Here is a 12,055-nt window from a genome sequence, read left to right as displayed (position 1 = left end):
CCTCAGATGGCCAGACGGGCGCCGCGACGCCCGCCGTAAATCAGATTGACGATGCCCCGGGTACCCAGGATCGCGGTGAACATGGAGCTCACGATGCCGATCGAGAGCGTCACCGCGAATCCCTTCACCGGACCACTGCCAAACGCGAACAGCACGATGGCGGCGATCAGGGTTGTCACGTTGGCATCGGCGATGGTCGAGAAGGCCTTGCCGTAGCCCGCTTCAATGGCCTGCTGGGTGCTACTGCCGCCCCGCAGTTCCTCGCGGATGCGCTCGTAGATCAGCACATTGGCATCAACGGCCATCCCGACCGTCAGCACGATCCCGGCGATCCCGGGCAGGGTCAGCGTCGCCTGTAGCAGGGAGAGGGCCGCTACGATCAGCACCAGGTTCGCGAGCAGGGCCGCATTGGCGATCAGCCCGAAGACCTTGTAGTAGACCGCCATGAACAGCACGACGAGGAGGAAACCCACCACAACGGCCGCCAGTCCCTGGTTGATGTTCTCTTGTCCGAGGCTGGGGCCAATCGTACGTTCCTCGACGATCTGCATGGGCGCGGCCAGGGATCCGGCGCGCAGCAGCAGGGCGAGGTTACGCGCCTCACGTGAGCTATCGAGCCCGGAGATGCGGAAGCGGCTGCCCAACTGCTCCTGAATGCGGGCAATATTGATGACTTCCTCGGTCTGGACCTGCTCGCGTATCACCTCGCCGTCGACGCGGCGTGGCTGGATTTCGGTTTCCTTGAACAGAACCGCCATATGATCGCCAACACGGTCACGGGTCACGCGGTTCATGACGCTGCCGCCACTGCCACTGAGCCGAATATTGACCTGCGGCTGACCGGTCTGGGTGTCGAGTCCCGATGAGGCATCGGTAATCGCCTCGCCGGTAATGATCACGTCCCGCTCCAGCAGCACGAGGCCGGCATCCCGCTCGGAGAACCGCTCGGTGCCCGGTGGCACCGGATCATCCTCATCGCCGCGATAGGGGAAGTTGCTCGAATCAACCATCCGGAACTCGAGGGTGGCGGTCGCACCGATGATCTCTTTGGCGCGCGCCGTGTCCTGCACGCCCGGCAGCTGGACAACGATACGGCTGAGGCCCTGACGCTGGATGACCGGTTCGGCGACGCCCAGCTCGTTGACCCGATTACGCAGCGTGGTCATGTTCTGACCAACCGCGGCATCACGGACCTCACGCTGCTTTTCCTCGCTCAGCGTTGCCACCAGCGTCGGTCGGTCGTCGACCGACTCGGCACTGAACTCAAGGTCGAGATAGTCCGAATTCAGTTCCGATCGCGCCGCATCCCGGGTCTCCGTATCGGCGAAAGCCAGCTCGACTGCACGGCCATCAACACTGGCGTCGCGATAGCGGATGTCCGCCTCCCGCAACTGGCGACGGAATTCATCGCGGTAGCCGGTCATTGTCTGATCGATCACGGCATCGACGTCCACATCCATGAGAAAGTGAACGCCACCGCGCAGATCGAGCCCCAGATACATGGGCTGCGCGCCCAGTCCCCGCAGCCAATCCGGCGTGGCCGGCGCCAGGTTGAGCGCCACCGTATAGTCACTGCCAAGCGCCAGCGCCAGCTCATCGGCAGCACGGACCTGAGCATCGGGACTGCCCAGCCGCAGCAGGAGGTGATCATCCGTCATCTCACTGTCCTGCACCCGGATACCATCAGCCGACAGGCGATCGCGTATCCGCTCCCGAACATCGGCGGCCGGCACACCACCCTCGGCATTGCTGATCTGCAGCGCCGGATCCTGACCGAACAGATTGGGCAGTGCGTAGAGGCAGCCGGCGGCGATGACCGCCACCAGCAGCACATACTTCCAGAGCGGATAGCGATTCATCATGTCTACTTCGACTTGCCGCCCTTATCGGAGTCGTCTTTGAGCGCCGCGTCGGCCTTGTCGAGACCAGCCTTCATGGCGCCCTTGGGCAGGACCTGGGCGACGGCGCTTTTCTGCATGCGCACATCCACGCCCTCGGCAAGGGTGAGGTTGGCGTAGGTGTCACCAACGTCGCTGATACGGCCGACAATGCCGCCGTTGGTGAGCACCTCATCGCCCTTTGACAGGTTCTCGACCAGTTTCTTGTGTTCCTTGGCGCGTTTCTGCTGCGGACGGATCAGCAGGAAATAGAAGATCACGATCAGGGCGATGGGGAAGATCAATCCGGTGAGACCGGCGCCGGGCTGACCGCCCGACTGAGCGAGCGCATCACTGATAAAGAAGTCCATGAGCCTCTCCTTAGGGTTAAAGTCTTGGATTATGTCATATCCGCACGCCGGGCATGGAACGACTGCGCGAATTCATCGAATGCCTGTGTCTCAATCGCGGCTCGGATCCGCGCCATGAGGCGTTGAAAATAACGCAGGTTATGCACCGTATTGAGCCGTGCGCCCAGCATCTCGCGACAGCGATCGAGGTGGCGGAGATAGGCACGGCTGTAATGCTGGCAGGTATAGCAGTCACAGCCCGGCTCGATCGGGCGGGTATCATCGGCGAAGCGCGCATTGCGCAGACGCAGGGTACCGGTATCGGTGTACAGATAACCGTTCCGGGCGTTGCGCGTTGGCAGAACGCAGTCGAACATATCGACGCCGCGTGCCACGCAGTCCACCAGATCCTCCGGCCGCCCGACACCCATTAAGTAATGGGGTTTGTCCGCAGGCAGCTGGGGGGCGAGGGCATCGAGCACGCGCAGCCGCTCCTCCGGCGGCTCGCCCACCGACAGGCCGCCGATGGCCATGCCGTCGAAGCCGATCGCCTCCAGACCCGCCAGCGACTCGGCGCGCAGGTCGTTGTACATGCCACCCTGGACAATCCCGAACAGTGCCGCATCGCTGTCGCCGTGGGCGGCCCGGCTACGCTCGGCCCAGCGCAGTGAACGCTCCATGGAGCGTTTCGCCTCGGACCATGCCGCCGGCCAGGCGGTACACTCGTCGAATATCATGACAATGTCGCTACCGAGTGCCCGCTGGACGGCCATCGAGCGCTCGGCGTCGAGGAACACCCGGGACCCATCCACCGGCGAGCGGAATTCGACACCGGCCTCGGTGAGGCGGCGCCCCTCGGCGAGGCTGAACACCTGAAACCCCCCGGAGTCGGTCAGGATCGGCGCCTGCCAATTCATGAAGTCGTGGAGATCGCCATGGGCTGCGATGATCTCGGTGCCCGGGCGCAGCATGAGGTGGAAGGTATTGCCCAACAGGATCTGCGCCCCCGATCCGGCCACCTCATCGGGCGTCATACCCTTGATGGTGCCGTAGGTACCCACCGGCATGAACGCCGGCGTATCAATGACACCGCGTGGGAAGTGCAGGCGGCCGCGGCGTGCCCAGCCATCGCTCGCGAGGGTCTCGAATTGCATCGTCATGGCCGCTCACCGCCCGCTGCGGACAGGATCAACATCGCATCTCCGTAACTGAAAAACCGGTAGCGTTCACGCACCGCGTGGCCGTAGGCGTTGAGTATCGCGTCGCGACCGGCGAGTGCACTCACCAGCATCACCAGAGTGGAGCCGGGCAGGTGGAAATTGGTGACCAGCCCGTCGATCACCCGGAATTCGAACCCCGGGTAGATGAAGATCTCCGTTTCCCCCTCGAAGGGCTGCAGCGCTCCGGTCTGAGCCGCCGACTCGAGCGCGCGGACAACCGTTGTCCCTACAGCAATCACGCGTCCGCCCCGCGCCCGGGTGCGGGCCACCGCCGCGCAGACCGACGCCGGCACTGAGAGCCATTCGGCATGCATGCGATGATCCTCAAGGGTTTCCGTGCGGATCGGCTGGAAAGTGCCAGCGCCGACATGCAGCGTAAGGGTCGCCGTCTCGACGCCATCATCCCGCAGCGCTGCCAGCAACGACGCGTCGAAATGCAGGCCCGCCGTCGGTGCCGCCACCGCACCGGGTCGGTCGGCGAATACCGTCTGATAGCGCTCGCGATCCGCTGGCGTGTCCTCGCGCTTGATGTAGGGGGGCAGCGGCATATGGCCATGGCGCTCGAGCAGTGTTGGCAGAGGCTCGTCACCGGGGAATCGCAGCCGGAAGAATTCCCCTTCCCGGCCCGTCACCTCGACCACCAGGTTCCCCTCCAGCGTGATTCGGGACGGGATTGGGGGCGTCTTACTGGCGCGGATCTGTGCCAGCGCTTCGTTGCCACCCGTCAGCCGCTCGAGCAGGAGTTCAATGGCGCCGCCGGTGTCTTTCCGGCCGTAGAGCCGGGCCGGCAGCACACGCGTGTCGTTCACAACCAGCAGATCACCCGGGCGAAGATACTCACGTATCGCAGGGAACTGGCGGTCGGTGACACCACCGGTGTCCGGATCGAGGACCAGGAGACGGCTGTCTGTGCGGTTGGGGAGTGGCTCGGAGGCAATCAAGGCCTCCGGCAGCTCATAATTGAAATCGCTGACTTGCATTCAGTGCTGTTATACTCGCGGTCAAAGCCGGGGTGGCGGAACGGGTAGACGCGCCGGATTCAAAATCCGGTTCTCGAAAGAGAGTGCGGGTTCGAGCCCCGCCCCCGGCACCAGTCCCTGTCGAGTTGGTATTACTCGTCGCCGTCGGCGCTGCTCTCGAGCGCTTCCCCTGCCTTTTGGATATCCCTGCCTGCACCTTCAAGCGTGTTGCAGCCGGTGGTCAGGATGATGAGCAACGTAATGCAGAAGAGGCCTGTCAGCCGTTGCAAGGGGGTCTTGAGCATGATGCGCGTCTCCAGTCATGGATCGTGATGGTTGATGATACCAAGCCGGCCCCTTGCTGTGGCATCGCCGGGCAGACAGGTGCTAGAATCTTCTGCGTTGAATGGGGCCGTAGCTCAGCCGGGAGAGCGTCGCGTTCGCAACGCGAAGGTCAGGGGTTCGATCCCCCTCGGCTCCACCATCCTTGCCTTTCTCGTCCAGCCCCTTCGCCCCGATAGCTCAGCTGGATAGAGCGATCGCCTCCTAAGCGATAGGCCGCAGGTTCGAATCCTGCTCGGGGCACCAATTGCCCCATCAGGTCATTTCCCCTTACGCCGCCGCACGATGCGCTCCCGCTTTTTCTGCTGCCGGGGAGTCAGCTGATTGCGCCGCCCGGCAAATGGATTCTCGCCGGTGCGCAACTCGAGGCGGATCGGCGTGCCGTGAAGCTGGAATGCCTTGCGGAACCGATTGATCAGAAAGCGCCGGTAGGCATCCGGCAGGTCCCGAGTCTGGTTGCCATGGATGACGATTGTCGGCGGGTTGCGCCCGCCCTGATGGGCATAGCGCAATTTAATGCGTCGACCACGAACCAGCGGCGGCTGATGGGCGCTGAGTGCTTCCTCGAGCACCCGATTGAGTGCCGGCGTCGGGAGCTCACGCCGCGCCGCCGTATAGACGTGCGCGACCTCCTCGAGCAGGCGACCGACGCCAGTGCCATGCAGCGCCGAGATGAATCGTGGCCGGGTGAAGTCCAGAAACCCGAGCTTGACGTCGAGCTCGCGGCGGATCCGCTCACGGTTCTCCGGCACCAGGCCATCCCACTTGTTGACCGCAAGCACCAGCCCGCGCCCCGAATTGATGGTATGCCCGATCAGATGCGCGTCCTGCTCCGAGATCTCCTGCTGGGCATCGAGCACCATGATGACCACCTGGGCAGCCTCGATGGCCTGCAGGGTCTTGATGACGCTGAACTTCTCGACACCGTCATTGACCCGGCTGCGGCGCCGCACGCCAGCAGTGTCGATGAGCGTGAAATGACGCCCGTCACGCTCGAAGGGTACGCGGATCGAATCCCGCGTCGTGCCGGGCATGTCATAGACGAGCACCCGTTCCTCGCCGATCAGCCGGTTGACCAGCGTGGACTTGCCGACATTGGGACGGCCGATGATGGCGACGTCGATGGGCCGCTCGGGATCATCGTCTTCCCCGGGCGCCTCGGCATCCGCCGGTTCATCCGTATCGATCACCTCCCCCAGCAGGTCCTCAAGCACCGATGTCATCAGCTGCCGCACCCCACGCCCCTGGACGGCAGCAACGGGCCAGGGGCGATCGAGCGCCAGAGCATGGAAATCGGCGCTGGCGACATCCGCATCAACGCCATCGATCTTGTTCATCACCAGCCAGACCCGCTTGCCCCGCTGGCGCAGATCACGGGTAAGGGCCTCATCACCCGGGGTTACCCCGACTCGGGCATCGACCAGGAACAGGATCGCGTCGGCCTCGTCCAGGGCCCGCAGGGCCTGACGCTGCATGTGATGATAGGTCACGTCATCAGGCTCACCGAGACCGCCGGTGTCGACAACGACATACGGCGCGGGGCCGAGCCGGCCGATCCCGTACTGACGATCGCGGGTCAGGCCCGGGAAATCCGCCACCAGCGCGTCCCGCGTCCGTGTCAGTCGATTGAATAGGGTAGATTTGCCCACGTTGGGCCGCCCCACCAGGGCGATAACCGGTTGCTCCATGGCGTGATGATAGCAGTCGGAGACGCCGATCGGGGGCCGATCAACCGGTCTCGAGTGCCGCAGCGAGCAGCCGGCGCGTGTAGGGCGCCTGCGGCTCGGCAAAGATCCGCTCGGCGGGCCCCGACTCAACGACCCGACCGGCCTGCATCACGATCATGCGGTGGCTCATGGCGCGCACGATCTTGAGATCATGACTGATGAAGACATACGCGAGTCCATGGCGCGCCTGCAGCCGCCGCAACAGTTCCACGAGCTGGGTCTGAACACTGCGGTCGAGCGCGGAAGTGGGCTCATCGAGCACGACCAGCCGCGGCTTGAGTACAATCGCACGGGCCACGGCAACGCGTTGGCGCTGGCCACCGGAGAGCTCGTGGGGGAAGCGCTCGGCGAGCCCTGGATCGAGCCCCACTTCCGCCAGCGCCTCGCGCGCCAGCCCGCCCCGCTCGGCCGCATCAGCACCGATCCGATGCACCGCCAGCCCCTCGCCAATGATCTGTTCCACCGAGAGCCGTGGGCTGAGACTGCCATAGGGATCCTGGAACACCACCTGGAGGCGGCGCCGCAACGGCCGCAGTGCGCGCTTACCGAGTCGGCTGATATCCCGATCCTCGAAGCGGATTTCCCCGGTGGCGGCCTGCAGCCGCAGCAACGCCATACCGAGTGTCGTCTTGCCCGAACCGCTCTCGCCGACCACCCCCAGCGTCTCACCGGCACTGACCTGCAGATCGATGCCATCCACCGCCTTGAGATGACCGACCACACGCTTTAGCAAACCACCCCGACGCGGAAACCAGACCCGTAGATCACGGGCCGAGAGGATGATGTCAGGGGCAGACACCGGCTGCGGTCGGCCGCTCGGCTCAGCGGCGAGCAGTGCTCGGGTGTAGCCATGCCGCGGCTGCTCGAAAACCGTTTCCGCATCCCCCTGCTCGACCACCCGGCCATGCTGCATCACGGCCACCCGATCGGCGACCCGGCGGACAACGTTGAGATCGTGACTGATGAGGAGCATCGCCATGTCCAGCCGGCGTTTGAGATCCGCCAGCAGTTCCAGGATTTCCGCCTGGATGGTGACATCCAGTGCGGTTGTCGGCTCGTCGGCAATCAGCAGTCGCGGGCTGTTGGCAATCGCCATCGCGATCATCACGCGCTGACGCTGCCCGCCGGAGAGCTGATGCGGAAACGCCCCGAGCCGCGACGAGGCCTCCGGCAGGCGCACCTGCTCGAGGAGCTCAACGATGCGATCGCGGGCCGCGGCGGCGCTCAGGCCCTGATGGATGCGCAGCGTCTCGCCAATCTGCTTCTCCAGCGTATGCAGGGGGTTGAGAGAGGTCATGGGCTCCTGGAAGACCATTCCCATCACTCCGCCCCGAAAACGGCGCAACGTAGCGGTATCGGCGCCGAGCAGCGCCTCGCCATCGACCTGGATGCGACCGGCGGGATGGCTGGCCAGCGGGTATGGCAACAGCTGCGGGATGGAGAGTGCGGTAATCGACTTGCCCGAGCCGCTCTCGCCCACCAGCGCCAGGGTCTCGCCGACATCGAGCGACAGATTCACGTCACTGACCGCCGTTGTCCGGGCGTTTCCCTGTCCGAACGCGATGGACAGATCCTCGATACGCAGCAGTGGCTCGCTCAAACCCCGTCCCCTCCAAAGGTCTTGCGCGGATCGAAGGCATCGCGTGCAGCCTCGCCGATGAACACCAGCAGCGAGAGCATGATGGCCAGGGTGAAGAACGCGGTAAGACCCAGCCATGGCGCCTGCAGATTGTTCTTGCCCTGCGCGAGCAGCTCGCCCAGCGAGGCGGATCCCGGCGGCAGACCGAAACCGAGGAAATCCAGCGAGGTGAGCGTTGTGATCGACCCAGTGAGGATGAATGGCATGAAGGTCACCGTCGCCACCATGGCGTTGGGGAGAGCGTGGCGCACGATGATTACCCGATCTGCAACGCCGAGCGCACGCGCGGCCTTGACGTAGTCGAAGTTGCGTACCCGCAGGAACTCCGCGCGCACGACGCCTACCAGCTGCGTCCAGCTGAACAGCAGCATAATCCCGAGCAGCCACCAGAAGTTGGGCTGGACGAAGCCGGCCATGATGATGAGTAGATAGAGCACCGGCAGGCCGCCCCAGATCTCGATGAACCGCTGGCCAAGCAGATCGACCCGACCGCCGAAATAGCCCTGGACCGCTCCGACCGCCACACCGATCACCGAGCTCGCGAGGGTCAGGGCGAGGCCGAACAGCACCGAGAGGCGAAAGCCGTAGATGAGCCGGGCCAGCACATCCCGGGCCTGATCGTCGGTTCCGAGCCAGTTGGCCGACGACGGGGGCGCGGGGGCCTCGGACTGACTGGCGTAGTTGATGGTGTCGTAGTGATACGGGATCGGTGGCCAGAGCATCCAGCCGCGGGCATTGATGAGCTCGGCGACATAGGGATCGCGGTAGGCCGTCTCGGTGGGGAAATCCCCCCCGAATGTCGTTTCCGGATAGCTCACCAGCACCGGGAAATACCAGTCACCATCGTAGTGGACCAGCAGTGGTCGGTCGTTGGCGATGAACTCCGCACCCAGCGACAGACCGAACAGCAGCACAAACAGCCAGAGCGACCACCAGCCGCGTCGGTTGGCGCGGAACTGGGCCCAGCGCCGCTGATTGATGGGATTGAGGCGCGGCCGCATCCTCATCCCTCGCGCCGCTCGAAGTCGATGCGCGGGTCGACCATGACATACATCAGGTCGCCGAGCAGATTGAGCACCAGTCCGATCAGGGTGAATATGAAAAGACTGCCAAAGACCACGGGATAGTCGCGATTCACCACCGACTCGAAGCCGAGCAGCCCCAACCCATCGAGCGAGAAGATCACCTCGATCAGCAATGCGCCGGTGAAGAGCACTCCGACAAACGCCGCCGGGAAGCCCGCGATCACGATGAGCATGGCGTTGCGGAACACATGGCCGTAGAGCACCCGTCGCTCGCTCACGCCCTTGGCCCGGGCGGTCATCACGTACTGCTTGTTGATCTCCTCGAGGAAGGAATTCTTGGTGAGCATGGTCAGGCCGGCGAATCCGCCGATCACCATCGCCAGGACGGGCAGCACCAGGTGCCAGAGATAATCAAGAATGCGCGCCGGCCAGGCCAGCTGCTCCCAGTTATCGGAGACCAGCCCGCGCAGCGGGAACCAGTCGAGATAGCCGCCACCGGCAAAGATCACGATCAACAGAATGGCGAACAGGAACCCCGGGATCGCATAGCCGACGATCACCACCGCACTGGTCCAGACGTCAAACGCAGAGCCATCACGCACCGCCTTACGGATCCCCAGCGGGATGGAGATGAGATAGGTCAGCACCAGTGTCCACAGGCCCAGTGACACCGATACCGGCAGCTTGTCGGCGATCAGCGCCAGCACGGTCTGGTCGCGATAAAAACTCTCGCCGAGATCGAAACGGGCGTAATCACCGAGCATTTTCAGGAACCGCTCATGGGCGGGCTGATCGAAGCCGAACTGTGCCTCGAGCTCGGCGATATAGGCCGGGTCGAGCCCTCTCCCGCCGCGACTCTCGCCGGAGACCTCATCCGCGTCCGCGCCGGAGAAACGACTGGTGGACAGATCCGCGGTGCCCTGCACCTGGGCCATCACCTGCTCGATCGGCCCGCCCGGCGCGAACTGCACGATCGCGAAGTTGATCAGCAGCACCCCTACCAGCGTCGGGATCATCAATACCAGCCGACGGGCGATATAGGCGTACACAGTCAGTCGCCCCCTGGCGGACGCTAGCGATTATCGACGCGTGCCGCACGCTCCGGATCGACCCACCAGGTATCCAGAGCAAGCCCATACGGGGGGTTGTCGGCAGGGCGACCGAAGCGATCCCAGTAGGCGATGCGGAAACGATCGATATACCAGTTGGGAATGGCGTAGAACTGCCACTGTAGAACACGATCCAGCGCCCGGGTACGGGTCACCAGCGCATCACGATCGGGGGCATCGATGACCTGCTCGACCAGCGCATCGATCACCGGATCGCAGACACCGGCGATATTGCGGCTGCCATTGATACCGGCGGCTTCGCAGCTCCAGAAATCCCGTTGCTCATTGCCCGGCGACAGCGACTGCGGCGCGACATGGACCGTCATGTCGAAATCGAACGTCTCCAACCGATTCTGATACTGGGTCGGGTCCACGGTACGAACACTCACCTCGGCGCCGAGACGCTCGAGGTTGCGCCGGAACGGCAATACGACGCGCTCGAACGAGGGCGATACCAGTAGGATCTCAAACGCCATGCGCTGTCCTGACTCGGTATGGGTCAGCGTACCGTCCTCGACCCGCCAGCCGGCCTCGCGCAGGAGCGAAAGTGCCTGACGGAGGTTACGGCGAAGGGGGCGATCGCGGGTATCAGGTGGCTGGTAGGCCTCGGTGAAGACCCGCTCGGGAAGCTCATCGCGGTATGGCTCGAGGCGCTCGAGCTCCTGATCAGACGGCAATCCGGTCGCTGCCAGTTCCGAGTTCTGGAAATAGCTACGGGTCCGCTTGTAGGCGCCATAGAACAGATTGTCGTTGGTCCACTCGAAATCGAACGCGTAACTCAGCGCCTCACGCACCTTCGGGTCAGCGAACAGATCGCGGCGGGTGTTAAAGAAAAACCCCTGCATCCCGGCGGGCTGCTCATGGGGGATTTCCACGCGCTTGAGCAGACCCGATTCCACCGCTGGCGTGTCGTAGGCAGTCGCCCAGTTACGGGCGACGTTTTCCCGGCGCAGATGATATTCGCCAGCCTTCAGCGCCTGCAGTGCCACGGTGCCATCGCGATAATAGTCATAGCTGATGCGATCGATGTTATAGCGGCCACGGTTGATGGGCAGATCAGCGGCCCAGTAGTCATCAACGCGCTCGTAGACAACCCGTCGTCCCTGCTCGACCTCGGCCACCCGATACGGGCCGCTGCCAAGCGGCGGCGTGAGGGTCGTGGCGCTGAAGTCCCGATCCGCCCAGTAATGCGCAGGCAGAACCGGCAGCTGACCCAGGATCAATGGCAGTTCCGCATTCGAGGTGTCAGCGAAATGGAACACCACACTGTGCCGATCAATAACCTCGGCGCGGTCGACGTCGCTGTAATACGCACGGTATCGGGGATGGCCGTCCTCGCGCAGCCGCCGGAATGTCCAGGCCACATCCTTTGCGGTGATCGGTTCACCGTCATGGAAACGCGCGGCCTCGCGAAGATTGAAGCGAACGTGGCTGTTGTCATCCGCCACCTCGATGGACTCGGCGATCAGCCCGTACTCGGTGAACGCCTCATCCAGCGTCCGCACGGTCAGGGTGTCATAGATACGCCCAATGCCCTCGGCCGCAGTGCCACGGAGGATGAACGGGTGCAGGCTATCGAAGGTGGACGCGGAGACGTTGGCAAGCTTGAGCGTGCCACCACTGGGTGCCTCGGGGCTGACGTAGTCGAGGTGCTCGAACGCTGGCCCATATTTCGGCTCACCATGCAGGGCGAGGGCATGCCGGGGCTCGGCCGCCATCGATGACGCCATACCGAGCAGTGCTCCCATCATGAGCATCCAGGTTGTCATACGGGTCGCAGGGAGTGGCAGCATTCAGGGCTCCTCCT

At 63.9% G+C, this 12,055-nt stretch carries 10 protein-coding genes and 3 tRNA genes; 3 read left to right on the top strand and 10 right to left on the bottom strand.

What is annotated here, in order from left to right:
- Window positions 1-2 precede the first annotated feature (2 nt).
- Genes secD through queA form a run of 4 tightly spaced genes read right to left on the bottom strand, consistent with a single transcriptional unit; the run spans window position 3 to window position 4,427 of the window.
- Complete coding sequence (secD, locus tag SPICUR_RS03020) at window positions 3-1,862, bottom strand: protein translocase subunit SecD (protein ID WP_023365915.1); 1,860 nt, start codon at window positions 1,860-1,862, stop codon at window positions 3-5.
- Between the two features lie 2 nt (window positions 1,863-1,864).
- Window positions 1,865-2,248 carry a preprotein translocase subunit YajC gene (gene yajC / locus SPICUR_RS03015; RefSeq protein WP_023365913.1) on the bottom strand — a complete coding sequence of 128 codons (384 nt, stop codon included), beginning with the start codon at window positions 2,246-2,248 and terminating at the stop codon, window positions 1,865-1,867.
- A 29-nt stretch (window positions 2,249-2,277) separates the two neighbouring features.
- The gene (gene tgt, locus SPICUR_RS03010; RefSeq protein ID WP_041381622.1) at window positions 2,278-3,381 is read right to left on the bottom strand and encodes a tRNA guanosine(34) transglycosylase Tgt; all 1,104 of its coding nucleotides are present in this window, start codon (window positions 3,379-3,381) and stop codon (window positions 2,278-2,280) included.
- Window positions 3,382-3,383: 2 nt separating this feature from the next.
- Window positions 3,384-4,427 carry a tRNA preQ1(34) S-adenosylmethionine ribosyltransferase-isomerase QueA gene (gene queA, locus SPICUR_RS03005; RefSeq protein ID WP_023365909.1) on the bottom strand — a complete coding sequence of 348 codons (1,044 nt, stop codon included), beginning with the start codon at window positions 4,425-4,427 and terminating at the stop codon, window positions 3,384-3,386.
- 26 nt (window positions 4,428-4,453) lie between these two features.
- On the opposite strand from queA, the gene SPICUR_RS03000 reads away from it, so the two are divergent.
- Window positions 4,454-4,540 (top strand) — tRNA-Leu (locus SPICUR_RS03000).
- Between the two features lie 18 nt (window positions 4,541-4,558).
- Here the strand turns inward: SPICUR_RS03000 and SPICUR_RS09700 are convergent.
- On the bottom strand, window positions 4,559-4,711 hold the full coding sequence (locus SPICUR_RS09700) for an entericidin A/B family lipoprotein (RefSeq protein WP_023365907.1): 153 nt from the start codon (window positions 4,709-4,711) through the stop codon (window positions 4,559-4,561).
- 103 nt (window positions 4,712-4,814) lie between these two features.
- Here SPICUR_RS09700 and SPICUR_RS02995 point away from each other — a divergent pair.
- Window positions 4,815-4,890: transfer RNA gene (locus SPICUR_RS02995), tRNA-Ala, on the top strand.
- 27 nt (window positions 4,891-4,917) lie between these two features.
- A tRNA-Arg gene (locus SPICUR_RS02990) sits at window positions 4,918-4,994 on the top strand.
- A gap of 14 nt (window positions 4,995-5,008) precedes the next feature.
- Here the strand turns inward: SPICUR_RS02990 and der are convergent.
- From der to SPICUR_RS02965, 5 genes are read right to left on the bottom strand one after another with little or no spacing between them, the layout of a single operon-like run.
- On the bottom strand, window positions 5,009-6,436 hold the full coding sequence (gene der, locus SPICUR_RS02985) for a ribosome biogenesis GTPase Der (protein ID WP_023365905.1): 1,428 nt from the start codon (window positions 6,434-6,436) through the stop codon (window positions 5,009-5,011).
- A gap of 40 nt (window positions 6,437-6,476) precedes the next feature.
- On the bottom strand, window positions 6,477-8,075 hold the full coding sequence (locus SPICUR_RS02980) for an ABC transporter ATP-binding protein (protein WP_023365903.1): 1,599 nt from the start codon (window positions 8,073-8,075) through the stop codon (window positions 6,477-6,479).
- Entirely contained in the window at window positions 8,072-9,121 is a 1,050-nt protein-coding gene (locus SPICUR_RS02975) for an ABC transporter permease (protein ID WP_051373229.1), read from the bottom strand. The genes SPICUR_RS02980 and SPICUR_RS02975 overlap by 4 nt, the downstream gene beginning before the upstream one ends.
- On the bottom strand, window positions 9,118-10,188 hold the full coding sequence (locus SPICUR_RS02970) for a microcin C ABC transporter permease YejB (RefSeq protein WP_023365899.1): 1,071 nt from the start codon (window positions 10,186-10,188) through the stop codon (window positions 9,118-9,120). Before SPICUR_RS02970 ends, SPICUR_RS02975 begins: the two co-directional genes overlap by 4 nt.
- A 23-nt stretch (window positions 10,189-10,211) precedes the next feature.
- Entirely contained in the window at window positions 10,212-12,041 is a 1,830-nt protein-coding gene (locus SPICUR_RS02965; RefSeq protein WP_202951830.1) for an extracellular solute-binding protein, read from the bottom strand.
- Between the last annotated feature and the right edge of the window lie 14 nt (window positions 12,042-12,055).

The organism is Spiribacter curvatus, assembly GCF_000485905.1.
Taxonomy (GTDB): domain Bacteria; phylum Pseudomonadota; class Gammaproteobacteria; order Nitrococcales; family Nitrococcaceae; genus Spiribacter; species Spiribacter curvatus.
The sequence above is the reverse complement of the archived record's forward strand: the minus strand, read 5'-3'. Positions and strand labels throughout refer to the sequence as shown.